The organism is Streptomyces sp. NPDC058632, from assembly GCF_042717095.1.
Lineage (GTDB): Bacteria > Actinomycetota > Actinomycetes > Streptomycetales > Streptomycetaceae > Streptomyces.
The window spans coordinates 1-24077 of sequence record NZ_JBHXQZ010000052.1 but is presented as its reverse complement, the minus strand read 5'-3'; the positions used below and the strand labels follow the sequence as shown (position 1 = coordinate 24077).

Below are 24077 nucleotides of genomic sequence, written 5' to 3'. Positions count from 1 at the left end.
GAATGATCCCGGTCGCCCTGGTCACCCCTGGCCTCCACGGAGAGCTGATCCGCTCCGGCAGCGCCCGGGCACCGCCGATCGACCCCTGCCACCTGCAGTACGCCCACCGGGGCCGGGACCCGAGCGCGAGCGGCGACTACCCGCACCCGCCCTACCGCGTGGGGCTGCTCACCCGGACCGACTCCATCTGCCGGCGAAACCGGCCGAAGAGGACTGCCGCCGCACCGGCCGGGAAGCCGCTTCCGCCAGTGCGGTGCCCCACCGGCCGCTCCGGGAACCGCAGCGCGGCGGCGATCTCCCCGTTCGTCTTCCCCTCTCGAAGTAGGCAGCGGCCCGGAGCAGGGCCCTCGTCGGCCGCCGGCGGATCCGTCCGCTCAGGACTCCCGGCGCCGTCCGGTCTCCGCGGGAGCAATCAGGATTCCGACCATTGAGCGACGGTCATGACGTCGGCCTGGTGCGGGAAGACCTTCTCCGTGAGAACGCGGTGCACCTCGGCGTCGGCGTCCTGGCAGGCGTCGGACAGGACGGTGAGGCCGTAGTCCAGGTCAGCCGCCTGCCGCAGGGTCGACAACACCACTCCGCTGGTCGCGAGGCCCGAAAGGACGAGGTGTTCGACACCGGCGGCCCGCAGCACCATGTCGAGATCACTCCCCGCGAAGGCGCTGACGCGCCGCTTGGTGACGACGACGTCCTGCGGGCGGGGCGTGACCGCCTCGTGGATCCGGTTGGCCTCCTGGTCGGCGGGTCCTCCCGGACGACCGGCGAGGCCGCCGAACATCCTGTTGCGCGGATGGACCTCGGGAGCGCCCGGACGGAAGCCGACCACGGCGTGGATCACCGGCATCCCCTTGGCCCGCGCGGCTTCGACGGCCTGCCGCAGGCGGTCGATGTAGCCGGGGTCCGCGTAACGCTCGACGATGACGTTCTGGACGTCCATGACCAGCAGGGCGTGCTTGGGCACCGTATTGCTCCCTCTCCCGCACAATTAAGTCAACAGCCGATTACTTGGTACCGTACAGCTACGGACAGCAGCTATGTCAACAGTCGATTACATGGCGGGGCGACGTGACCGAACCCCGGCAGCACCCCGGGAAGACCGGCCGCAGGGAAGGTGGAGGAGCGATGCCGTTGTCCAAGGGCAGTGACAGGCTCTCCGGTGACGCCGAAGGAGCCGCGACCCCGGAGGCACCGGTCGCCGGCAAGCGCCGACGGGACGCCGCGGCGACCCGGGCGACCCTGCTCGAGGCCGCCCGGAGCCGTTTCGGACGTCTGGGCTACGAGCGCACCACACTGCGTGACATCGCAGCCGACGCCGGGGTCAACGGGGCGCTCGTCAAGCGGTACTTCGGGTCGAAGGAAGGGTTGTTCAAGGCGGCACTGGCCGCCTCCCCCCGGCTCCTCGACGAAGCCGGGGGCCTCCCCGGGGACCGCGCCGCGCTGCTCCGGGCACTCGCCCTGCAGTTGACCGCTGCAGAGGGGGCCACGCCCGGCGACCACCCCGTGCTGTTGCTGCTGCGTTCCTCGGGCGAGGAGGAGATCGACGCTCTGCGCACCAGGGCACTGGACGGCATGGCCCGGCGCATCCTGCACGCGGCGGACGGCGAACAGGCGGACGCGGAGGACCCGCGGATCCTGTCGGCGCAGCTCGTCGTCGCGCTCGGCATCGGCGTGGCGGTCCTTCGCTCCACGGTCGGGCTCCAGCCGCTGAGCGACGCCACCCCGGAGACGCTGGGCCCTCCCCTGGGCGCGATACTCGACGCCCTGCTTCCCCCCTCGGCACCGTGAAGGCGCCGCAGAACCAGACCCGTCGGGTGGCGTTTCATGTCCGGCGGCCGGACCCGGCGCTACGCGTTCGAGCCGGACGGCGGCGTCACTCCGGTCCGCGAGAGCTGGGACCTGGGCGAAGAGCCGCTACGCGTATGCGCGACATCGGGCCGTCGGGCCCGTCCCAGGTCCGCCAGCAAGTCGTCCAGCACCGCTTCCTCCTCGACCCGGACGCCACACTCGGCGAGAGCGACGGCCAGGGCCGGATCCCACGGGGTCGCGGCGGGCGGGCCCGTCAGGTCCGGGGCTTCGGCCGCCCTGGCCGCTGCTGCCCGGTAGTGGGCGGCCGTGTAGCGCCACGGCCGCCAGGGGACGCTTCGTCCCAGCGCCGTGGCGATGCGCACACCGCCCCAGTCGAAGTCGCCGTGGTAGAGAAGGCCGGCTCCCTGCGCGGACAGGCCCCGCAACAGGGTGAGGGCGGCGGCCGACGGCTGCCCCTGGAGACACACCAGGGGCGGGCACGCGGAGCCGAAGGCGTCGGCGGCCGCGGACAGCACGGCCGGGTTCTCACAGACGTGGACGGTTTGCGTCGTCGGGGCGGCGGGGGCCGGTGGATGACGGGTGAGGGAGCGGAGCGTCAGAACCGTGGGCTCACCCACGTCGGCCGTCCAGTCGAGTGACGGGGTACCGCGCAGGTTGAGGGTGAGGACGGTCGAGGACAGGTCGTCCATGAGCAGACCCGCCGAGGCCCACGCCTCCCGCCGCCACCGGGCTCCGGCGCCGTCGGGAAAGCCGGTGAGAAAACGGAGCCCGGACAGGACGAGCGTGGCGAGCGGAGTCCCCTCGTCCAGGGCGTGGGCACCGGAGAGGTTCCGTGCCGCGAACGTCGCACGCGACATCGGAGGTGACGCGGGCAGCGCACGCAGTGCCCGCACGGCGGCCGCCACCAGGGGGCCGGCCGCTTCCGGTGTGCGGGCGAGGCGTCGTACGAGACCGTCCGCGCGGATCCGCTCCGTCCAGGGGGTCAGCTCGGCGTCCAGGTCGCCGAGCGGCGCGTACACCTCTTCCCAGGCGCGCTCCTCCCTGTCCAGCGTCTCCGCACGGAGGGCGACGGGGCCGGTGAGAGCCACCACGGCGGCCGCGAGTCCGTCGGGACTGACACCGGAGCGGCGCAGGACCGCGTCCACGGTGTCGAGGCGAACGCTCAGGGAACCACCGGCTCGTGGCGCCCGCCCCAGCAGGCGCTCGGCGGCCCCGCGCTGGGATGCGTCGGGGGCGGACAGGGTGACGGCGCCGGTGAGCGGCCGCCCGCGTGCCATGCGCTGCCGGGCACGGCCCACCAGCCAGGCGAGGCCGGGATCACCGAGCAGACGGCCGAGACGCTCGGCGTCGATGCCGGCCTGGTCCGCGGCCGGGGGCCGTGCGGTGCCTGCGGCCGGGGGCCGTGCGGTGCCTGCGGCCGGGGGCCGTGCGGTGCCTGCGGCCGGGGGCCGTGCGGTGCCTGCGGCCGGGGGCCGTGCGGTGTCCCCGGCCGGGGGCCGTGCGGTGCCTGCCGCCGGGGGCGGTGCGGTCGGCCTCGTCTCCACGACGGCATCGTCCGCCGGTGTCTCCCGTCCGGCCGCCGTCCGGATTCCGGGGCTCCGGCCGCCGCGGGCAGGCGGAGTCGCCGCAGGATTCACGTCCACAGGGACTCCTGGCCGCCGGTGCCGTCGGCGATCCGCACCGGCCCGCCCCGGGCACCCGCCGGCCCCCCGGGCGCCTCACCCGGGATGCCGGCGGGGGAGGCCGCCGTCGACGCGTCCGCCCGTGCACCGGGCTCCGTGCCGCGCCGCCGCTCACCGCCGTCCCACTCCCACCGCGTGACCAGCACGGCGTCGATGTCGTCGACACGCGAGAGCTGGGCGATGGCGATCCCGGGCACCTGGGGGTAGCAGGCCCATTCGCGTTCGCTGGTCATGACGACGTCGAGGTCGAAGGCCCGGAGCAGACCGAGGCACTTGGCGCGCGAGTCGTCGTCGACGCCGGCGAACGCCTCGTCCAGGGTGACCAGGCGCGGGGCGTGGGCGCCGCCCGCGCTCGCGTAGTGGGAGGAGGCGGCGGCGAACAGGGGCACGGACGCGGCCAGGACCCGTTCCCCGCCCGAGGCGGGCCCGGTGGCCGGCACCCACTTGCCGTGCTGGTGGCGTTCGACGCCGAACTCGTGCCAGGCCCGGTAGTCGAGGGCGGCGGTGAGGTCCTCCAGCCAGCTGCCCGCGCTGTCGTCGGCCTGCCGGCGGGCGATCTGCTCCTGCAGGAACGCGCCGACCGCGGCCCGGTCCTCGAGCGACCAGGCGTCGGCGGACTGGCGCAGCCGTTCACGGGCCTGGGCCAGCCCCTGCGGGGCCCGGCGGGACGCTCTCCACACCAGCCGCAGCTTCATTCCCGTGGAGGTGGGGCGCTCCTCCAGTTCCCTGTTCATGGCGGCCACCTGTCGTTCGGCCGCCCCGATCAGTTCCTGGAGCGTCCCGGCGACCTCGGTGATCAGATGGGTCTGCAGGATCTCGCGCTCGTGTGCGGACAGGATGCGGGTCAGTTCCGCGACCTCGACGGCCAGCGCCCCCGCGAGTTCGGGCACGACCCGTTCCCTGCCCTGGTAGACGATGTCGACCCGCATGCCGTCCTCGCTCGGACGGGCGGTGGCGGTGTGGCCGTGCCGCGACAGCGCGTCCTGGAGCCGGCCGAACTCCTCGCTCAGCCGTTTCTGCACCCGCTCCCAGACCGCGTCCGAGTCGTCGACCGAGGAGAGCCGGGACTCCACGGCCCGCGCGAGCGTGATGGCGGGGGTCGCCGCCCACCTCCCACCGTCGCCGTCCGGTACGGCGAGGTCGGGCAGTGCGACGGCGAGCAGCCCCGTCGCGGCGAACCGCTGGAGCGCCGCGACGGCTTCCTCACGCGCGGCGGTCACCTCGGTGACGTCCTCGGCGAGCCGCTCGATGCGCCCTTCGGCGCGGCTGGCCCGCCGGTCGGCGTCACCGTGGTCCGCCTGGGCCTGCCGCTGTTCGTTCTCACAGGCGCGGGCCGCCTCGGCCGTCTCCTCCAGCTGCCGCTGGAGCTCGGCGACGGCCGCTCCGACGGTGGAGCGCAGTGTCGTGAGGTGTTCGTCCGCCGCCGCGGCGCCCCGGGCCGCCTGTGCCGCGCGCTCCGCGAGGTCGGACACGAGGGCTTCGGCCCGGCGGGTCTCCGCCTGCTCGCCGGTCACCGCGCGCTCGGCGTCCGCGTGTTCGCGCAGCGCGGGCCACAGGGCCGCCAGGAGAGCGGTGTGGTCGGCGAGCGCCTGGCGTACGGCGCCCAGTGCCGTGCGATCGGTGGGAAGGTGCAGGGCGGCCGCGGTCTCGTCGAGTTCGGCCGCCGCACGGTCGGCCCGTTCCGCCGCCAGGGCCAGTTCCGCGGCCCGTTCGTCCTGCCGGGTACGGGCCCGGTGGGCCGCGTCGGCCGCGGCGGTGACGCGTGCGTGTGCGTGGCGCAGGTCGTCGTCGCCCGGTACGGCGGCGAGTTCGGCGTCGAGCACGGAGCGGCACTCGGCCACGGCGCGGGCCTCCTCGGCCAGTTTCTCCCGTTCCGCTGCCAACCCGTTGATCTCGGTGCGCAGTTCGCCGATCCGGGCGCGGCGTGCCTGTTCCCGCGCTCCTTCTCCGACGTACTGGGCGCTGTCCTTGGCCCAGCTTCCGGTGAGCGCGCCGACCCGGAAGCGCCCGTCCGCGCGGACCCAGGTGTCGTGACCGCCGGCCTCCCAGGAGGTCGCCTCGGGACCGTCGCCGGTCCCCGCGGCCAGCCCGATCGAGGCGAGCAGGCGCGCGACCGTCTCCTCCCCCACGGCGACGGCCCCCGCGTCCGCCGGGTCGACCACCGGGCACAGCGCGCGGTCGAGGCCGGCCCCGCCGAGCAGCCCGACCGGATCGAGCAGCACGTCGTGGCCGTCCGCCGCGACCGCGGAGCCGTCCGGCCGTACCCAGGCGTCGAGGAGCCCCGAAGCCTCCAGCGCGGCTTCCAGTCCGGCGCGGTCGGCCTCGCTGACGTGCGGGCGGAAGTCGACGAGCCGCCACAGCGGGGCGCCGAGACCCCGGTTCCGCACGTCGGGCGTGCGCGTGGGGGGAGCCGCCGGACCGCGCTCCCCACCCGTTTCGAGGGCGGTCAGTTCTTCCAGCGCCAGCCGCTGCCGCTCCGCCGTCGCCGCCTGGCGGTGGGCCAGCCCGGCCGCCCGGTCGGCCAGGCGGGAGACGGCGGTGCGATGTGCCCCGGCGGCCGCGGTACGCGCCGGCAGGGGGCCCTCGAGACCGCTCACCCAGTCCTGTACGGCGTCCAGGACCCCCGGCAGTCCGGGCACCCGCAGCTCCACGCACCCGGAGAGGTACTCCCGCACGGCCGTGACGAGCGCCCGCCCCGCCCCGGCGACGTGCTCCTCCGCCTCGGCCAGCCGCTGACCGCTGTGCACGGCCTCCTCGTCGGCCTCGTCGGCGCGCAGGCGGGCGGCCCTGCGCCGCTCCTCGGCGCGCTCGGCCCGGGTGGCGAGTTCCGCCACGTGCTCGACGGCGCGCCGCCTGCCCGCCGTCGCCTCGTCCGCCTCGCGGCGCAGGACCGGTTCGGGGGCTCCCTCCGTCCTGGGGACGTCGAGCCGGGCCGCGGCGGCGCTCTCGGCCACCCGGTCCCGGATCTCGTCGAGGGCCTCCTGGGACGCCGTGAGCCGGTTGCCCGCGGTGGCGAGCCGGCCCAGGGCCCGGGTGTGCGCCTCGGCCGCCGTCCGCCGGTCCCCCTCGGCCCGCGTCAGCTCTCCGGCCGTACGGGAGGCGTCGGCCGCCGCCCGGTCGAGGGCGCGGGCGTCGCGCATCTCGGGTCCGGAGCGCAGTGCGGCGTCCTGGGCCGCCAGTCGCGCGGCCCGTTCGCCGAGTGCGGCGCCTCTCTCACGGGCCTCCTCCCGGTCCGTCACGGCCTGGTCCCGGTCCGTCTGCGCCCTGAGGAGTTCCCGCTGGAGGTTCTCGTACCGGGCGTGTTCGCGGCGGGGCAGGCGGGCACGGCGCCGGGAGGCGACGCGGGCGTAGCGCCGGTAGTGGTCGAGGAACGCCGAGGATGCCTGCTCGGCCTCGCGGGCCGCCCGCAGTTCCTCCTTCTCCTCGTCCAGCGACCTGAAGGCCTCCGCCGCGTCGGCGACGACCGCCTGGTCCATCGGCGGCAGTGCCTCGGTGAGCGCCCGGGACAGGGCGGCCTCGCTCGGGCGCTTGGACAGCTGGGGCTGGCGCAGCTGGATCAGGAGGTCGACGAGGGCGCCGTAGCGCCGCTCCCCGAGCCCGAAGAGGGCTTCGTCGACGGCTCTGCGGTACGTCTTCGCCGTGTCGTACACCATGCCGTGACTGCCGACGGCCTCCGCGAGCCGGTCCCGGGACAGCGCCGTTCCGGTCGCGTCCAGCAGGTCGAGACCGGCGCCGACGCGCTGGTCCGTCACCGCGAACCAGTGGCGGGCGATGCCGCGGCCGGTGACCGCCTTCAGCCCGCACAGCAGCGTACGGAAATGTGCCTCGCCCGTGGCGTCGTCGGACCGTCCGAACTCGATCCAGGTGTAACCGAGGCGTTCCGGGTGCGGGTGTGCGCCGCCCAGGAGCAGGTTCCACTCCATCCGCTTGCCCGGGTCGCCGTCGGGCTCCACGCGGCGGGCGGAGAGGTCGCCGTCCAGGAGGAACGGCAGGGTGAGGGCGAGCACCTTCGACTTGCCGGTGCCGTTGTTGCCGCGCAGCAGCAGCCGGCCGTCGCGGAACCAGAACTCCTCGACGTCGTAGTGGAACAGGTCGACGAGCCCGATGCGCAGGGGCCGCCACCGGCCGGGGGCGGGGTCCGGGAGGGCGGTCACAGGGTGGTTCACGTTCACCTTTCGTCCTGCACGGTCATGGAGGTCCGGCGGCCGTGGCCGTGGCCGTGGGCCCGTCCGGGCTTCCTCACGACGGGTTCACCGACCGCGTAGCGTGCGAGGGCCGGTCGCGGTACGACGCCCCGTTCGGTGCGCTCGGCGAGTCCCAGCGCGACCAGCTTCGTCAGCGCCTGTTCGACGAGTTCGGGCTCCGCTCCCGGCTCCCTCGCCGACTTGGACCAGAATCCGCCGTGTTCCGCGGCGAGTTCCCGTACCCGGGCCGCCAGTTCCGCCGGTGCGACGGGCCCGGCCGCCCGTGCCAGGTGCCCTGCCAGCAGCAGGGTGATGTGACCGTGGGTGCCCTGTTCCGGCATGCGGACGTCCGTGAGGTCGTCCAGGGGGTCGACCATGGCGATGCCTTCGGCGCGGACCTCCGCGACCAGCCCCGTCAGTTCGTTGATGCGCGCCGTGACGAAGCCGCGCTGCCGGGTGAGGTAGGCCAGTTCTTCGTCGGTGAGGTCGTCGTAGTAGAGCACCGGGTCGTCCAGGAGGATGCGGGTCAGCTTCCAGCGGATCGCCCGGAACCTGAGCTCGTCGCTGTCGAGCGCGGTCTGCGCGGTCATCTCCTCCAGGCGTTCCCCGAACTCCTCGGTCTCGGCCATCGAGGGGCCCCGCAAGGACGCCGGCATCCCTGCCAGCACGCGCCGCCGCACGTCGTACAGCACGTCGCCCGATCCGCTGACGTAGGCGTCCTCGTCGCCGGCCACCCGCCGCAGCACCCCGAGCCGCAGCAGCAGACGCACGACGGCCGCGAGGTCGAGGCGCTCGTCGCGCCGTTCCAGGGTGAACGTGATGCCGGCGGCGACGAGTTCGGGATCGGCGGCGGCCAGGACGACCTGTTCGGCGAGGCGTCCGAGGGCCACCTGCGACTCACCCCGCTCCAGCACGGCCAGCGTCAGGCCGAGCAGGACGTAGCGACGCCGGGTGAAGGGCAGGGCGCTGCGGGCGGCCTCGCGCGCCGGGTGCGTGGGATCGGTGAGGGCGCCCGGTGTCTTGCGCAGCCGTGCGGCGTCGGCGTCCGTGCGCAGCGTCCAGCCGGCGTTGCGCTCGAACCACTCCCGCAGTTCGGCGGTGTGCCGGCGCACCAGCCGGAACTCGTCGGAGTGCGGGCCGTCGGCCGTGAGCAGCGGCTCCTTCAGCAGAGCGCGCGCGGCCCGCTGCAGGTCGGCCCGGCGCTGGCCGTCCAGGACCTCGGCGAGGGGGCCGCTCATCGGTTCTCCGGAAGGTGCGCGGCGGATCGGGAGGGCTGAGGGGGGCCGCTGTGCCGGGGGGCCCGCGTGCCCGCGGGTACGGTCGCCGTCGGCACACCCACGGATACGGCCGACGGCGGACCCGGTTCGGCGAGGGCGGGAGGGTCTCCGGCGGACGCACCGGCCCCGCCGCCGCCCTCCGCTCCTCCCACTCCCCCCGCTCCTCCCCTCGTGAGGTCGATGATGTCGATCAGGTGGTCGGGACCGCCGAACACGCCGTCCGGGGTGCGCACTTCGGCTCTCGATCCGTCGTCGGGGGCGGTCAGCCGGATCTCCATGGAGCCGTCCCCGCTGGTGGCCACGGTGGTGGTCGTGCCCGGCCGCCAGGTGGCGAGCGCGTCGCCGAGCAGGCGCAGGAACAACTGGAAGGCGAGCGGGTCGAGTTCGCCGAGCCGGGACAGCCGCACCGGCCCGCCCGTCACGAGCCGGTCCCGGGCCCGCCGGGTCTCCTGCGCCTGCCGGGCGGCGAGCTCGGCGAGCCTGCGCTTGGCCTCGCTCCGGTCCGCCACCTTGCGTGGCTTGCCGCGCCGTTCGTAGCTGCCGGTCCGGCGCAGCTGGGGACTGATGCGCAGCGGTCGGGCCTCGTTCCACGGGGTGGAGGCCGGTTCCGGTGAGGCCGCCCGCTCGGCGAGGGTGTCGGCGTCGACGGTGAGGTGCCGGGAGGAATGCAGCCCGAACGCCACCCGCCACAGCCGGTGCCGCGCCGCGTCGTCCGGCGCCTGGGCGAACCAGCGCGCCAGCGTGCGGAAGTCGGCCGAGCGGTCGGACCGCCCGGCCCGCCGCTCGTTCAACTGCCGCACCACGGCCAGGAGCTGCGGAATCGAACCGAGCGCCCGCCCACGCAGCAGCCTGGCCTGCGACTCCCGCCCCTCCCCCGACACGAACCACTGGGCGAGTCCGGACCACCGGGCCACCCACTTCTCGTACGCGGCCGCCTCCGCGTGGGCGGCGTCCTCGGGAGCGGCGTCGGCGGACTCGCGGGCGGCGGCGAGCCGCAGCAGCGGCTCCACCCTCCCCCGCTCCTCCAGCTCCCCGATCAGCAGGGCGATCCGCCCGCCGAGGGTGATGAGGTCCTGGATGAACCGCTCCAGGTACTGGATCAGCCGGTCCTTGTACGCGAGGAACGCCTCGACCTCGATGTCGTGCAGGTCGATGGTGCGCTGGAGCGAGCCCATGAAGGCACGGGCGTTGTCCGCGAGGTCGGTGAAGCGTGCCGTCAGGACGGACAGGGCGATGTGCGCCTTGGCCGGGTCGGGCTCGTCCTCCGCGGCGATCACCAGCAGCGCCCGCAGCTGCGTGACGATGTCGTGCAGCGCGACCGCCTGGAGCTCGCCGCGCCGCCCCAGCACCTCGTCGTACGTCCCCAGCGCCGCCTCGGCGGCCTCACCGGCCCGGGTGAGCTGGTAGATGAACCGCCTGCGGTAGAAGTCCTCGACCGCCGTCACCCGCGCGTGGTCCGGGTCGGCCCGCAGATTGCCCCACTCCACGAGCTTGTCCAGCGCCTGCGTCACCGCCTCGGGATCGGCGGGCCGGCTGGCCGCGTCCAGGGCGGCGTACACGTCCTCCGGCCGCAGATGCACCGCGAACCGCTCCTTGGCGGTGAGGAAGGCGCGCATCACCTGGCGGTAGAGGGCGGCGTTGGGGACGGTGAGGTGGGCGAAGGGGGTGTAGTCGGCAGGGGCGTCGCCGGAGGGCTGTGAGGCTTCGGGCGTCTGGGAGGTCTCGGAGGTCATCGTCGATCCATTGTTCCGGATCCCTCTCCACGCTTGTGCGGGATGTCCGGTTTTCGTGTACCGGCCCGCTCACCGTCTTCTTTCCTCACCCCCAGGGGGCACCACGCCGATGTCACCGTTCGCGCCGGAGGAAGCGCACCGGTTCCGTGAGTACGGCGGCTGCGGACTCCGTGTCGGCCAGTCGGGCCGACAGTGTGGCCTCGGCGGAGCGCCGTCCCACCTGGGGCAGGAGCGCCATCAGCGTTCGGTCCCCTTCTCGTCCCGGCCCGCCGTGCCGGCGTCGTCGTCGTGGGCCTCCTCCCCCACCTGCCAGGTGACCTGGACACGGGTGCCGGGGTGCGCGGCGAGGAGGCGGCGGATGTCGGCGCTGAGTCCGTCGACGGTCGCCGCGAGCGTGGTCTCCAGCCGGGTCGGTTCGACGACGTACGCGGCAGGGCGAGGGGCGATCCGGCCGCGTAGCCCACGCGCGGGTCCTGCGCGGCAGCCCCGGAGTACGGGGTGTCTTCCACCGGTTCCGCGGGGGCGGCGGAAGCCGCGGGCACCGAAGGCGTGCCGTGCTCGGTGAGGCGTACGTCGCTGGCGCGGGCGTGCGCGCAGGCTTCGAACCCACTGCTGGACGAGGGGAGGATCGGACAGACACTGCTCACCGCTTGGATCGCCAAGGAAAGCCTGCGCACCCTCCTTGTTCCGGCCCGCACCGGCGCCGACCGCCACCGCCTCGGCCCGGCCCTGCCCTGCCCTGCCCGGCCCGGCCCGCTACAAGTTCCTCACCTGGTGCGCGGACGCCGACATCCCGGAGGTACGAACCCTCGCCGCCATTGGGGCTGGGCTCGGGGCCTGCGCACGGCTCCTCGTTCCGGGTTGTACCGGCCCGTTCGGTACAGGATCAGAAAATTGCTCCGACCTGCACGTTCACTGCGGAACGGGTACGGAACCGATCCGTACCGTGCCGGTGCGCCGGATCGATTGCACGGCACCTCAGGGGGTGGTGAATCTGGTTCCGGCTCGGCCCACGGAAGGGCTGGGTGACTTGGAAGAGAGAGGAAATCCCTTGCTGAAGAAACTGGAGGCCATGGGGGCCAGTCTGCTGGAGCGGTTCGTGCCCGGCATCGAGGCGTCTGCGGCGCAGTGTGGCTGCAAGTGGTTCAAGGCGTGCTGGCAGTGCCCGAGCAACCAGCAGTGCAAGGCGTACTGCTGCGACGGACAGGGCTGTGTCGTCAAGAGCACCTGGTGCGGCGCGACGTCCTGCTGATCGGGCCTGAAGCGGGGGCGGCGCCCACGCGGCGCCGCTCTTTCCAGTAGAGGTGGATGTCTGTCATGCACTACCTGGCTCTCGGCCTGCGCTGCTTCGTCGGCGTCGTGTTCCTGATCTCGTCCCTGAGCAAGCTGGGGCCGTCGTCCCATCGGGAATTCCGTGCGTCTCTGCGTGCCATGAGGCTGCTGCCGGACCGGCTGACCGCGTTGACCGCCGGCTGTGTCGTGGCGGGTGAACTCGCCTTGGTCGCCTGCCTTGCCGCTCCCTCGCACCTCCTCGCCGTCGCGGGCTTCGCCGCGGCCGGCCTGCTCCTGCTCGTCTTCTCCGGCGCGATCGCGGTCGTGCTGCGGCGCGGTGGCGACAGGCCGTGCCGCTGTTTCGGGGCCTCGTCGGCGGTGCTCGCGCCGCGCCACCTGCTGCGCAATGTGCTCCTTGTCGCCGCTGCGGCCACCGGTGTCTTCGCATCGTCCGCGCCGCACGGGCCGCTGGTGTGGTCCGGGGCGGTGGGCGCTGTCTGTGCCGGGGCCGTGCTGGGTGCTCTGGTCACGGTGCTCGACGACATCGTCTCGCTGTTCCGGCCGGGCGCCGCCGCAAAGACCCCTGTCCGTAGCCGTGCTCGCCCGGGGCCGTCGGCTCTCCGGGCGGCCCGCTCGTCATCCCTGAAACGTCGGAAGTTTTCACGCACCTGAAACGGAGTCAGACAATGAATGCCCTGTTCCTCGTTCTCGTTCTGGTGGTGGGGTTGCTGTGCTGCCTGAACTTGCTGTTGACCGTCGGCGTGGTCAGGCGGTTGCGCGAGCACAGCGAACTGCTGGCCACGCGCGGCGGTCCGAACGAGTCGGACGTACCCGTCGGCCTGGAGGTCGGTGAGTTCGCCGCCGTCACGCTCGACGGTGTGGAAGTCGGACGCGACGACCTCGCCGAGGACTGCATCGTGGCCTTCTTCATGCACGACTGCTCGCCGTGCCGGGAGAAGATGCCGCGCTTCGTCGAGTACGCCAGGAAGCTGCCCGGCGGCCGGGACCAGACTCTCGTGGTGGTCGCCGAGGACGACGGCAAGGAAAGGGAGTTCGCTGAGGCGCTGGCTCCGGTCGCGCGTGTCGTGGTGACCAACGGCATGGGTCCTGTCGCCGGGGCGTTCAAAGTGTCGGCTTTCCCGACGATGTTGCGCGTCGCACGGGACGAGCTCGGTCAGGTACGGGTCAGCGCCAACAGCATCGACCTGGACCAGCCGATGGGCGCCCTGATCTGATGGCCGAGGCGCCCTGCCCGCCGCGGGACGGAGGTTCGTCGGCCCTGAGGCAGGAGGACGGAGAGCCGTCGGCTCCGCTGGGAAACGGGGGCCGGCAGACCCTGCAAACGGCCTGCCGCCTGGCCTTCGCCGCGGCGCCTGGAACCTTCTGCCTCTACGTGATGACGACTCTGGTGGGCGGCGTCCTGCCGGTCGCGGCTGCCTGGCTGACCAAGCTGATCCTCGACGGACTGTCGGGCCGCACCCCCGCCTGGGATCCGGTCTGGTCGGCCGTGGGATTCTCCCTGACGGGGGTCGCGCTGGTGATCGGCCCCCAGGGCGCCGAGTACCTGCGTACCGAACTCGACCGCTCGGTCGGCCTGCGGGCACAGGACCAGCTGTTCCGCGCGGTCGAGCGGTTCGTGGGCCTCGCCCGCTTCGAGGACCCCGCCTTCCTCGACCGGCTGCGCCTCGCCGAACAGGCGGGTGGGACGATGCCCCTCCAGGCGGTGGACGGTCTGCTGCGCCTGGGCCAGTCGGCGCTCGTACTGATGGGGTTTCTGCTGTCGTTGTGGACCCTGAATTCGGGCATGACGGTCCTGGTGCTCTTCGCCGGTATCCCGACACTGCTCGCGGAGGTGGCGCTGTCCCGGCAGCGGGCAGCGGTCTCGGTCATGGTCGGCCCCATCGAACGCCGGGAGATGTTCTACAGCCACCTGCTGTCGAGCGTGGCCGCCGCCAAGGAGATCCGGCTGTTCGGAACCGCCCCCCATCTGCGGGGCCGGATGCTGGCGGAGCGGCGGGCGGCCAACGCCGCGCGGCGGACCGTGGACCGCAGGGAGGTCACCTGGCAGGCGGGGCTGGGAATGCTGGGAGCCCTCGTCTCGGGCGGCGGCCTGGTCTGGGCGGTGGCGTCGGCGAGCCGGGGCGGGTTGTCCCTGGGGGACGTGGCGATGTTCCTCACCGCCGTCGTCGCCGTGCAGTCCGCGCTGGGAGGTCTGGCAGGTGCGATCGCCGGAACCCACCAGTCGCTGCTGCTGTTCGGCCACTTCGTCGCCGTCACCACCGCCGCGCAGGACCTGCCCGTTGCCGAGGCGCCCCGCGACCTGCCGTCCCTGGGCGGGGCGATCGAGTTCGACGACGTGTGGTTCCGCTATTCGGCCGACCATCCGTGGATCCTGCGGGGCGTCAGCCTCCGTGTTCCGTACGGGCGTTCCCTGGCGCTGGTCGGCCTCAACGGGGCCGGCAAGTCCACCCTGGTGAAACTCCTCTGCCGACTCTACGACCCGGTGAAAGGCGCGATTCGATGGGACGGCGTGGACCTGCGCGAGGTGGACCCAGCAGAACTGCGCCGCAGGATCGGGGTCGTCTTCCAGGACTACATGAACTACGACCTCACCGCCGCCGAGAGCATCGCCCTGGGTGACCTGAGTGCGCTGGGGGATGGCGAGCGCATCACCCGCGCCGCACGTGAGGCAGGCATCCACGACGTCCTCAGCCACCTTCCGTACGGCTACGAGACCCTGCTCTCCCGGACGTTCATGATGGAAGGGGACAAGGGCGACCCGGAGACGGGCGTGGTGCTGTCCGGGGGCCAGTTCCAACGGCTCGCGTTGGCAAGAGCCTTGCTGCGGGACGGCAGCGAACTCTTGATCCTCGACGAGCCCTCGGCCGGTCTCGACGCCGAGGCCGAGGCCGAGATCCACGCCTCGCTGCAGCACACACGCACCGGCCGGACCAGTCTGCTCATCTCACACCGCCTCGGCGCACTACGGGGCGCCGACCGGATCGTCGTACTGGAAGACGGTCGCGTGGCGGAAGAGGGCAGCCACGCGGAACTGCTCGAACTGGAAGGGACCTACGCACGGTTGTTCACACTCCAGGCATCCGGCTACCGGACCGCCGCGCGCGACTGAGGAAACTCCACCATGACTGTTCCCGCCTCCCGCCGGGGCGAACACCTCGCCCGCCCCGTGCGTGTCCCGCTCCTTGTCGGGCTGGCCCTGCTGATCACGGCCGTACCACTGGCGGTGCTGCACCGGCCCGCGCCACCACTGGTGTGGCTGTCCGTCCTGGCGCCCGTTCCCTGGGTGCTGCTGGCCGTGGGTCGTGCCCTGCTGCGCGGCCGATGGGTGGTCGTGACGGTCCGGGGAGCGAGCATGCAGCCCACGCTCCGGGGCGGGGACCGCGTCCTCGTCCGACGCGGTCCCGTCCGAGCGGTCGGGGAACTCGCGGTGCTCGGGCGCGCTGTGATGGGCCCCGAGGAACCTGCGTACTCCGAGTGGATCATCAAGCGGGTCGCCGCCGTGCCGGGTGACGCGATACCGCGTGACAGCGTTCCGTCCTTGGCCGACGTACCCGAGACCACTGTGCCGCCGGGGAGGCTCGTGCTGCTCGGGGACAATCGGGCACAGAGCTTCGACTCACGGCGATTCGGCTACTACTCGGCCGAGGAGGTGCTGGGTGTCGTCGTACGGCCGCTCGGCCGGGCCGCCCACCGTTTTCGCCAGGATCGCCGTCGCGGTCGGCACCGCCCTCGGCGTCGTCACTTCACCGGATCGAAGGCGAACAGCTGTTCTTCGGCCGCCGGGTCGCACGACACCTGAAGCAGTGGCTGCCATTCCAGCTCGCCGGACCTAGCCGACAAGGTGAAACCCAGACACTTCTGGGAATGGCGTGGGCGCAGCCTGTACGAGCCCTGGTCGGGTGAGGTGCCGGGGCCGGCCGTGGCGGGCCGGCTGACGGTGGCGGTGTCCGCGGGCTCCAGCGCGAAGCGCTCGGCAGGACCCCGTCGTCCGCACACGTCATCGGCGACCTGGGCGAGATCGGCGGTACGCCGGTCCGTCACGCCCATGCACCCCGGCCCGAACTCGGGGTGGTTGGAGAGGATCTGATACGTACCGTCGGCAAGCTGTTCGAGGGCGTAGTCCGGTATGGCATCGGCGCATCGCGCCTGGTGGACCTGGCCCGACCCCTCACCGACGCGCTCGGCGAGGCAGAGCCCCGAATACACGGCACGAATACGGTACTTGCCCTCCGGTACGGACCCGGACCGGGCCGCTGGTGCGGTGGCATCATCCGGAACGGCGGCCAGTCCCTCATTGGCCGTTCCCTGATTGGTGGTGGCGGCCGTGGAACGGGTCTGCTCGTACAGGACCAGCCCCAAGGTGGCAGCGGCGGCGACAACCGCCACAGCGATGTACGTTCCCGCCTGCCGAGGCAGACCCGGGCGCCCGCGCCGTACTGCCGTCGCCGCATCAGCCGAGTCTCCCTGTTCAGGGGCCGCTGCCAGCGCACTGCTCGAAGTGGCTTCAGGACCTACGGGATGAGCGAGCCTGCTGCGTGCCGCCAACCAGGCGGCGACGACGTCCGGCGGACAGCCGCAGGCGCGCACGAGCGCTTCCACGAGTTCCGCCCTCGGCAGCTTCTCCCGGCTCAGGGCGGTGGCGAGCGTACTGGCGGGCAGGACACGACCCTCCGCTTCGGCCCGGTGGGCCAGTTCCCGGAACGTCAGCCCCGACACCGCGCGTAACCGACGGAGACCTGCCATGAACGCCGCCACCTCGGTGAAGTTCTCCGGCTCCAATAATTCGTCTCTCACTCGTTCCCCCGATGTGTGACGTCCCGTGCGTGGCCGCATGTGGTCGTCATGCGCCTGACACGGCCTGATGGGTGGTGGGAGCTGCCTGGGCGAAAGCTTGCCATCACCAAATGGGCAAGGGTAGGTGTTATTTTGGCGATCTGCGGTGCGGTCGACAGCTGACGTTCGGGAGATGGGAAAGCCGGGTGTTGCGGGCCGCGCCTCTGCAACGGCGAGCGCGGGCGGCGTCACCGCGCTTCCGTGGCGCACTCGGCCCAGACTGTCCTGCCGGGGCCGAGGCGGCCGCCGACGCCCCAGTCGGCGGCGAGCGCCTCGACGAGGACCAGGCCACGGCCCCCGTCCTCGTCCGGGCCGGGAACCAGCCGCGCCGGCCGGACGGGGCGGGTGTCGGTCACCTCGATCCGGACGATGCCCCGACTGTCGTCCAAGGACAGGGCCAGGGCGAAGTCCCGCCCCGGGACTCGTCCGTGCAGGACAGCGTTGGAAGCGAGTTCGGCGACGACGAGGACGGCCGCGTCGTGTGCGTCGGTGCCGTGCGGGTGCCCCCACTCGGTGAGTTGATGCGCGGCGGGCAGCCGGGTGAGGCGCGCACCACGCCGGGTGGCGGAGAAGCGCTGCGCGACTGTACGGGTCGTCGGGGCGGGGCTTTGTGTACGTGGGGCTGACAGGGCGGCCACCCTGCTGGGATTGCCGTTGCCCGTGATCAGATGCCCTCCGTCGCGAGTGAAGGCCAAAGAGATCAACGGCGACTCGGCGACCGTCCGCTGCGCTCGCAGCGTGGGCCGGGCGGGGTCACTCACGTTCCACAGCCGCAGCAGTCCCTTCTTGCTGCCCGCCGCAAGCGTCCGGCCGTCCTTGTTGAAGGCAAGCGTGTACGTCGCCTGAGGAGCGAGCCGCACCAGGGCGAGCCGTCTCGGCTCCTGCGGGTCCGCGGTGTCCCACAGCGTCAGTTCGTCCGCCGACTGTGCGGCGAGGATCCGTGAGCGGGGGTGGTAGGCGATGACCGTACTGCTCTTCAGCTTGGACCGGCCCGCCTCGACGGGCCTGGCCGGCGCGGACACGTCCCACAACTGGACACGCCCGCCGTCGGATCCGTGGCCCCGGTGACTCGCGGCCAGGACCTTGCCGTCCGGGCTGTAGGCGACGTTGAGGACGGGCACCCGATACGGCTTCTCGGGCACGAGGCGGGCCGGTGTGACGGTCATCGACGCCGTGTACAGGCTGGAGCGGGTCTCACTTCGCCCCAGGCGGGTTACATCACCATCGAGGGCCTCGACGCCGCCGGCGGCATCCCTCTCCCGTAACCCGACGGCCGTCCCCGTGAGCGCCCGTTACGGATGGTTCGTCCCCCTGCGCGGGCGCTCATAGGAGAGTCACCCCGTGATGCGCGGGAACGTACGTACAGCGGACTGCCTGGCGGGGGCTCTCGCTGGAAGGCGGATGCCGTACCTGCGGTTCACACTTGTCGTAGGGAAAAACCGCAGAGGTCAGCGCGGAACAGGACAGACACGGGAGGAGTCATGATGCTCTCGTCGGCCGACTCGGCGGTGCACGTCCAGTTCATCGGCAACGCGACCCTGCTCGTACGGTACGGAACCCTGACCCTGCTCACCGATCCGAACTTCCTGCACCGCGGGCAGCACGCGTATCTGGGGTACGGACTGCTGACGAGGCGGCTGAGGGAGCCGGCCATCGGCGTGGATCAGCTCCCCGCCGGCCTCGACGCCGTCGTCCTCTCCCACCTGCACGGGGACCACTGGGACCGGGTGGCACGCAGAAACCTCGACCGGGCAGTGCCCCTCCTCACCACCCCGCACGCGGCACGCCGTCTCCGGACCTTTCAGGGTTTCCGCCGCGCCAGGGGGCTGCGCGACTGGCAGCACCACACCCTCTCCAAGGAAGGCCGCCAGGTCCGTTTGACCGCGATGCCCGGACGCCACGCCGTCGGGCCTCTGCGCGGCCTCCTGCCGCCGGTCATGGGAAGCATGCTGGAATTCGGCCCGGCGGGCGGGCCGGTGCGCCTGCGCGTGTACGTGTCGGGGGACACGCTCCTCTTCGACGGAATGGAGGAGATCCACAGGCGCTACCCGGACACGGACCTCGCGGTCCTGCACCTGGGCGGCACCCGGTTGCCGGGAGGTTTCGTGGTCACCATGGACGGCAGGCAGGGAGCGGAACTCAGCCGGCGTCTCGGTCCGCGGTTCACGCTTCCCGTTCACTATGACGACTACACGGTGATGAAGTCGCCGCTGAGCGCGTTCCTCGAGGAGATGGACCGCCGCGGCCTCGGTGAGCGGGTCGTCCACTGCGACCGGGGCCGGGTGGCGACCCTCACGCCGGACGGCCCGACGGTGAACGTGGCCTGACCGGTTTCGCCGCGCGGCGGGCGGATCGCCGGTCAGCGCCTCGGCAGTCGGTGCACGGTGACCTCGCCCGGCACGCCGTCCGCCACGACGAGAGTCATGTACGTGCAGTACGGCTGCCGCCTGCGGTCCGTCGGCGACCCCGGGTTCAGCAGGCGCAGGCCACCCGGCGCACCGGTGTCCCAGGGGATGTGGCTGTGACCGAAGACCAGGACGTCCAGGTCGGGAAAGCGCTCGGCGCAGCGGGCTTCCCGCCCCCGCGCCGGGCCCGTCTCGTGAACGACGCCGAACCGCAGACCTCCCAGCTCCGCCCGGGCCACCTCGGGCAGCCGCTCGCGCAGCTCGGGGCCGTCGTTGTTGCCGAACACGCCGATCAGCCGCCGGGCGCGTGCCTCCAGCAGGTCGAGCGTGGGGGTGTCGACCCAGTCCCCCGCGTGCACCACGACATCGGCCCGCTCCGTCTCGTCCAACAGCTCGGAGGGCAGTCGTTTGGCGCGTACCGGCACGTGCGTGTCGGAGACCAGCAGAAGCCGCACGAGTGGCACCCTCCTCCTCCGACGCGGCGCGGGAGCGCCTCCGGCCCGGACGGCGGCTCAGTCATCTCTGCGCTCCCCGCCGGGGCGGCCCGCGTCCTCATCGCTCGAGCGAGCGGCGAGCGGCTAGCGCCCCTGCCGAGTACCCCGTACGACCGGGCGTGGAACCTCACCGGCCTGGTTCTGCTCCTGACCGGCCCGGTGCTCGGTGTCCGCGCCGCCCGGCTCGGCAAGCCGGATCGAGGGTTCGGGCATGAGTGGGCGCAGGCTCCGCGATCCCTCGGGTCCCGATGATCAGCGGGCCGTGGAGCTGGACTCGGTGGCTGTTGATGTGTCGGGGTAGAGGGTGAAGACCCGGTCCAGGCCGGAGATGCGCAGGATGCGGGCGGTGTTGGCGGGGACTGCGGCCAAGGCTATGTCGCCGCTCTGTTCCGTAGCCCGGTTGCGTGCCACCAGCAAAGCGGTGATGCCGCTGGAGTCGCAGAACTCCAAGCCGGCCAGATCCATGACCAGCAGTTGCCCACCGGCCAGGGTGAGGCGGTCCACGACCTGACGGAGTTCGAGTGCCGTCGTGTAGTCGAGGGCACCGGTGATCTCCAGTACGGGACCGGTGGCTGCGTCGCGGGCGGTGATCGTCAGCGGGCTCATGTCAGGTCTTCACTCGCGAGGGTGGGAAGCGGGGCGGGCACGCCGAGGGCGAGCAGCGCTGTGTCGTCGTCGAGTCCGTCGCCGAAGTCGGCGAGGAGCTTGGCCAGAGCGGTGACAAGGGCCTGGGGCCCCGTTGCGGGCTGTTCGGAGACGAAGGCGCGCAGGGCGTCCTCGCCGTAGAGCTCACGCCTGGGCCCGGTGCGGGCTTCGGTCAGGCCGTCGGTGTAGAGCAGCAGGGTGTCACCGGGGGACAGCTGGGTGCGGGCGGCTGTGAACTGTGCCTGGGGCAGGACGCCGATGAGCATGCCGTCGGGAGTGGGCAGGTAATGCGCGGTGCCGTCGGCGCGCTGGATCAGTGCGGAGGGGTGGCCGCCGGAGGCCACGTGTACGCCGACATGGTCGCCGCCCGGGTGCAGGACGCCGAAGACGGCGGTGCAGTACCGGGTGTCGCCGCTGGTGTACCGCTCGTGCAGCACGGTGTTCAGGGTGGTCAGTACGGTGACGGGGTCCGGGTCGTGCAGGGCGGCCGCCCGCAGCGTGTAGCGGACCAGTGAGGTGACCGCGGCGGCCTGGGGGCCTTTGCCGCACACGTCGCCGAGGAAGAACGCCCACCGGTCCGCGCCGAGGGGGAACAGGTCGTAGAAGTCTCCGCCGAGAAGATCCGGAGAGGCGGTGTGGTAGTAGGAGCCGGCTTCCAGACCCGGAACCGTGGGCAGTTCGGCGGGCAGCAGGCTCTGCTGCAGGACGGCGAGGGCTTCCTGGAGCCGTTCGCGGTCGACCTCGGCCTGCCGGCGCGCCTCTTCGGCTTCCTGGCGTCCGCGCAGCAGCTCGATCTCGTAGGCGCGGCGGTCGCGGGCGTCGAAGATCGTGGTGCGGACGAGCATCGGTCCGCCGTCGTCGCTGGTCTTCACCTTCGAGGTGACGAGCACCGGCATCCGCTGCCCGTCAGTGGTTCTGATGTCCAGGGCAATGCCGCTGACCTCGCCGTTCATTTGCAGCAGCGGGGCGAAGTGTGTCTCGTGGTAGAACCTGCCGCCCACGGTGAGCAGGTCGGTGAACCGCATCCGGCCCACCACCTGCTGCCGCGAAAGCCCCAGCCACTCCAGAAGGGTGGTGTTGATCTTCGCGATGGTGCCGTCCATCAGCGTGGAGAGGTAGCCGCAGGGCGCCTGCTCGTACAGTTCCTCCACGCTGTCCTCCAGCAGGACGGTGAAGGCCACGTTGGTGGCTTCCACGTCCTGCTCACCATCCGGATGTTGACTGCTGCGGCCCATCAGCGCGCCTCCTTTATGAAGTCGGTGATCGCCGCCGCGGTGGCCTGCGGTGCGCTCAGTTGCGGGCAGTGCCCCGTTGCCTCCAGCGTGACCAGGCGGCTGCCCGGAATCGCGTCGTTGACGTAGGCGCCGACCTCGCGGGGGGCGATCACGTCCTGCTTGCACTCCAGCACCAGCGTCGGCACCGCGACCGTCCCGAGGTCCTCGCGGCTGTCGGACAGGAAGGTCGTGCGGGCGAAGACCCGGGCCATGTCCGGGTCGGTCGCGCAGAACGAGGTGGTCAGCTCCTGGCCGAGTTCGGGCCGCTCCGCGTTACCCATGATCACCGGGGCCATCGCCGCCGACCAGCCCAGATAGTTCGACTCCAGCGACTCCAGCAGCTCGTCGATGTCGTCCGCGCTGAACCCGCCCCGGTACCCGTCCTCGTCGATGTAGCAGGGCGACGGAGCCACCATCACCAGGCGGGAGAACCGCTGGGGCGCCCTGGCCGCCGCGAGGACCCCGACCATGGCACTGACCGAATGCCCCACGAAGATCACGTCCCGCAGGTCCAGCTCCTCACAGACGTCCAGGACGTCCGAGGCGTAGCCCTCCAACGAGGTGTAGCGCTGCTCACTCCAGGCCGAAGGGTCCGAGCGGCCGGAGCCCACGTAGTCGAAGAGCACCAGCCGGAATTCCTCGGCCAGCAGGGGGACCACCAGGCGCCACATGTTCTGGTCACAGCCGAACCCGTGCGCCAGCAGGAGCACCGGCCCGTCCACACGGCCGGTGACGGTGACGTTGTTCCTGCGACGGATATCCATGCCCACCGGTTTCTTCTCACCGAGGGCGAGGGAGCCGAAGTGGCCGCCTCGGCCCGCACCGTCGCCGGAGCCGAAAGCCGGGCCGCCGGCCCGGCTGTGGGAGGAGTGGCCGTTCGGAGGTGCGGGGTTCATTCAGAACCTTCCTTGATACCGCCCGCATCAAGGAAGGCCCGCCACGCAAGAGCAGTGCGGGGGCCACAAGAACGAGCCGAATGGAATGCCAAAGCAAGTTTGACGTGCAGTGAATCTGGTGCGGATGCAGGCGATGAAAGGGTGTCGGTGTCATCCGGACCTGAAATCCAGGACTTCAGAGGGTGCAGCTTTTGAGGAGGCCCGCGTCCCCGGACGATTCCTGCGGGCGGCGGCGGTTCCACGCGTGGGTCCACGACGGGAAACGCCTGCAGCGGGGCCCCCGCCCCGAGGGGTGCGGGCCCCGCTGCGGAGTGCGCGCCGGCGTCAGGCGGGAACGATGTTCTCGGCCGTCAAGCCCTTCCGGCTCGGCGCGATGTCGAAGGTGACCCTCTGACCTTCGAGCAATTCGTGGAAGCCCTGGGTGCCGATGTTCGAGAAGTGGGCGAACACGTCGGCGCCGCCACCATCCTGATCGATGAAGCCGAAACCCTTTGCCGCGTTGAACCACTTCACGGTGCCAGATGCCATGTCATATCTCCTTTGGGGCAGTACGCGCGCAGGTGCCCGTAATACACGGATACCGGGTCGCTGCAGTAACGCCCCTCCCGGAAGGACCGGAAATATAAAAGCGCTCCCAACGGCTAAGATACCGTTCGAGGCGCTTGAAGTGTGGGAACCACGTCTGCAACTGAAATCGACAGTAGCATGCCATGACAGCCGATGCATGGTACATGATTCTATTCCGCCCGGTGCGGCAAAAACACTTCCGGCCCGGCGCGTCAAACCCTCACCTCACGGTCGCAGCTATTGATCCACCCCGAACGCAACGTTCCAGGAAGAGCGGTCGCCGTTCACGAACGCGTCAGCGGCGCCACCGTCCTGTTCGATGAGGCCGAAGCCCTGGTCCCTGCGGCACGGCACAGCGAAACGCGCACGCCGAAGGCGTGCGCGAAGGAGGACTTCCGAACCATGACGACCGACGCGGGCGCCGCCCGTCCGTACGCTCTGTCACCGGGCAGAACGACCCGCGCGTCACGCCCCGACACGTGCGGACGGGGTCCCGCCGGAACCCGGGCGCACCGTCTCAGGACACGGACGGACCGGACAAGCCGGCGGTCCGGCGGTGTTCGGCGTTGATGCGCTGGGCTTCTTCGAGCTGGTCTTCGAGGATGATGATGCGGCAGGCGGCCTCGATGGGGGTGCCCTGGTCGACGAGTTCCCGGGCGCGGGCGGCGATGCGCAGCTGGTAGCGGGAGTAGCGGCGGTGGCCGCCCGCAGAGCGGAGCGGGGTGATCAGGCGGGCCTCTCCGACGGCGCGGAGGAAGCCCTGGGTGGTGCCGAGTATCTCGGCGGCCCGGCCCATCGTGTAGGCGGGGTAATCGTCGTCGTCGAGACGGCCCAAGGAATCGTCTACTGTCATCTGCACCTCTCCGGAACGCGTGGAGGGGTGGGGGGGGGCGGCCGGCCCCCCCCCCCCCCACCTAAACCTCAACAAAAAGCCGCCCCGCGTAATCAACCCCCCCCGAGGGGCGCGCGCCCCCCCAGAACAAAACGC

General features: G+C 72.0%; 21 protein-coding genes and 1 pseudogene. 7 read left to right on the top strand and 15 right to left on the bottom strand.

What is annotated here, in order from left to right; translation table 11 throughout:
* Positions 1 to 412: 412 nt before the first annotated feature.
* The gene (locus ACFWVE_RS20645) at positions 413 to 961 is read right to left on the bottom strand and encodes a cysteine hydrolase family protein (RefSeq protein WP_384015937.1); all 549 of its coding nucleotides are present in this window, start codon (positions 959 to 961) and stop codon (positions 413 to 415) included.
* A 161-nt stretch (positions 962 to 1122) separates the two neighbouring features.
* On the opposite strand from ACFWVE_RS20645, the gene ACFWVE_RS20640 reads away from it, so the two are divergent.
* Positions 1123 to 1785, top strand: a complete 663-nt coding sequence (locus tag ACFWVE_RS20640; protein WP_384015936.1) for a TetR/AcrR family transcriptional regulator — start codon at positions 1123 to 1125, stop codon at positions 1783 to 1785.
* A 59-nt stretch (positions 1786 to 1844) separates the two neighbouring features.
* On the opposite strand, the gene ACFWVE_RS20635 is transcribed toward ACFWVE_RS20640, so the two are convergent.
* From ACFWVE_RS20635 to ACFWVE_RS20615, 5 genes are all read right to left on the bottom strand, one after another.
* Positions 1845 to 3350, bottom strand: a complete 1506-nt coding sequence (locus ACFWVE_RS20635) for a TIGR02679 family protein (RefSeq protein WP_384015934.1) — start codon at positions 3348 to 3350, stop codon at positions 1845 to 1847.
* 89 nt (positions 3351 to 3439) lie between these two features.
* Positions 3440 to 7654: a TIGR02680 family protein gene (locus ACFWVE_RS20630; RefSeq protein WP_384015932.1), complete on the bottom strand. Its 4215-nt coding sequence runs from the start codon at positions 7652 to 7654 to the stop codon at positions 3440 to 3442.
* A gap of 2 nt (positions 7655 to 7656) precedes the next feature.
* The gene (locus ACFWVE_RS20625) at positions 7657 to 8910 is read right to left on the bottom strand and encodes a TIGR02678 family protein (RefSeq protein ID WP_384015930.1); all 1254 of its coding nucleotides are present in this window, start codon (positions 8908 to 8910) and stop codon (positions 7657 to 7659) included.
* Entirely contained in the window at positions 8907 to 10682 is a 1776-nt protein-coding gene (locus ACFWVE_RS20620; RefSeq protein WP_384015929.1) for a TIGR02677 family protein, read from the bottom strand. The genes ACFWVE_RS20625 and ACFWVE_RS20620 overlap by 4 nt, the downstream gene beginning before the upstream one ends.
* Before the next feature lie 112 nt (positions 10683 to 10794).
* Complete coding sequence (locus ACFWVE_RS20615) at positions 10795 to 10920, bottom strand: hypothetical protein (RefSeq protein ID WP_384015927.1); 126 nt, start codon at positions 10918 to 10920, stop codon at positions 10795 to 10797.
* Between the two features lie 813 nt (positions 10921 to 11733).
* On the opposite strand from ACFWVE_RS20615, the gene ACFWVE_RS20610 reads away from it, so the two are divergent.
* The 5 genes from ACFWVE_RS20610 to ACFWVE_RS20590 all read left to right on the top strand — a co-directional run bounded on the left by ACFWVE_RS20610 (position 11734) and on the right by ACFWVE_RS20590 (position 15774).
* Entirely contained in the window at positions 11734 to 11934 is a 201-nt protein-coding gene (locus tag ACFWVE_RS20610; RefSeq protein ID WP_384015926.1) for a hypothetical protein, read from the top strand.
* 65 nt (positions 11935 to 11999) lie between these two features.
* Positions 12000 to 12626, top strand: coding sequence for a MauE/DoxX family redox-associated membrane protein (locus ACFWVE_RS20605; protein ID WP_384015924.1), 627 nt, complete (start codon positions 12000 to 12002; stop codon positions 12624 to 12626).
* Between the two features lie 14 nt (positions 12627 to 12640).
* Positions 12641 to 13189: a hypothetical protein gene (locus ACFWVE_RS20600; protein ID WP_384015922.1), complete on the top strand. Its 549-nt coding sequence runs from the start codon at positions 12641 to 12643 to the stop codon at positions 13187 to 13189.
* A 161-nt stretch (positions 13190 to 13350) separates the two neighbouring features.
* Complete coding sequence (locus ACFWVE_RS20595) at positions 13351 to 15084, top strand: ABC transporter ATP-binding protein (protein ID WP_384015920.1); 1734 nt, start codon at positions 13351 to 13353, stop codon at positions 15082 to 15084.
* A gap of 12 nt (positions 15085 to 15096) precedes the next feature.
* Positions 15097 to 15774, top strand: coding sequence for a S26 family signal peptidase (locus tag ACFWVE_RS20590; protein WP_384015918.1), 678 nt, complete (start codon positions 15097 to 15099; stop codon positions 15772 to 15774).
* Here ACFWVE_RS20590 and ACFWVE_RS20585 read toward each other — a convergent pair.
* The 3 genes and pseudogenes from ACFWVE_RS20585 to ACFWVE_RS20575 all read right to left on the bottom strand — a co-directional run.
* The gene (locus ACFWVE_RS20585; RefSeq protein ID WP_384015916.1) at positions 15714 to 16808 is read right to left on the bottom strand and encodes a helix-turn-helix domain-containing protein; all 1095 of its coding nucleotides are present in this window, start codon (positions 16806 to 16808) and stop codon (positions 15714 to 15716) included. The genes ACFWVE_RS20590 and ACFWVE_RS20585 overlap by 61 nt on opposite strands.
* Before the next feature lie 188 nt (positions 16809 to 16996).
* Positions 16997 to 17437, bottom strand: coding sequence for an ATP-binding protein (locus ACFWVE_RS20580; RefSeq protein WP_384015985.1), 441 nt, complete (start codon positions 17435 to 17437; stop codon positions 16997 to 16999).
* Positions 17438 to 17578: 141 nt separating this feature from the next.
* Positions 17579 to 17974: pseudogene (locus tag ACFWVE_RS20575) on the bottom strand (WD40 repeat domain-containing protein); the annotation flags it as partial.
* A 318-nt stretch (positions 17975 to 18292) separates the two neighbouring features.
* Between ACFWVE_RS20575 and ACFWVE_RS20570 the strand changes: the two are divergent.
* The gene (locus tag ACFWVE_RS20570) at positions 18293 to 19135 is read left to right on the top strand and encodes an MBL fold metallo-hydrolase (protein WP_384015983.1); all 843 of its coding nucleotides are present in this window, start codon (positions 18293 to 18295) and stop codon (positions 19133 to 19135) included.
* A 32-nt stretch (positions 19136 to 19167) separates the two neighbouring features.
* Here the strand turns inward: ACFWVE_RS20570 and ACFWVE_RS20565 are convergent, their stop codons facing one another.
* The 6 genes from ACFWVE_RS20565 to ACFWVE_RS20540 all read right to left on the bottom strand — a co-directional run bounded on the left by ACFWVE_RS20565 (position 19168) and on the right by ACFWVE_RS20540 (position 23942).
* Positions 19168 to 19668, bottom strand: coding sequence for a metallophosphoesterase family protein (locus ACFWVE_RS20565; RefSeq protein ID WP_384015914.1), 501 nt, complete (start codon positions 19666 to 19668; stop codon positions 19168 to 19170).
* A gap of 291 nt (positions 19669 to 19959) precedes the next feature.
* Positions 19960 to 20313, bottom strand: a complete 354-nt coding sequence (locus ACFWVE_RS20560; protein WP_384015912.1) for an STAS domain-containing protein — start codon at positions 20311 to 20313, stop codon at positions 19960 to 19962.
* Complete coding sequence (locus tag ACFWVE_RS20555) at positions 20310 to 21587, bottom strand: SpoIIE family protein phosphatase (protein ID WP_384015910.1); 1278 nt, start codon at positions 21585 to 21587, stop codon at positions 20310 to 20312. Before ACFWVE_RS20555 ends, ACFWVE_RS20560 begins: the two co-directional genes overlap by 4 nt.
* On the bottom strand, positions 21587 to 22390 hold the full coding sequence (locus tag ACFWVE_RS20550; protein ID WP_384015981.1) for an alpha/beta fold hydrolase: 804 nt from the start codon (positions 22388 to 22390) through the stop codon (positions 21587 to 21589). The genes ACFWVE_RS20555 and ACFWVE_RS20550 overlap by 1 nt, the downstream gene beginning before the upstream one ends.
* Positions 22391 to 22846: 456 nt before the next feature.
* A complete protein-coding gene (locus ACFWVE_RS20545) occupies positions 22847 to 23050 on the bottom strand; it encodes a cold-shock protein (protein WP_384015908.1) in 204 nt (67 codons plus the stop codon).
* A gap of 556 nt (positions 23051 to 23606) precedes the next feature.
* Positions 23607 to 23942: a MerR family transcriptional regulator gene (locus ACFWVE_RS20540; RefSeq protein WP_384015906.1), complete on the bottom strand. Its 336-nt coding sequence runs from the start codon at positions 23940 to 23942 to the stop codon at positions 23607 to 23609.
* Positions 23943 to 24077: the final 135 nt, after the last annotated feature.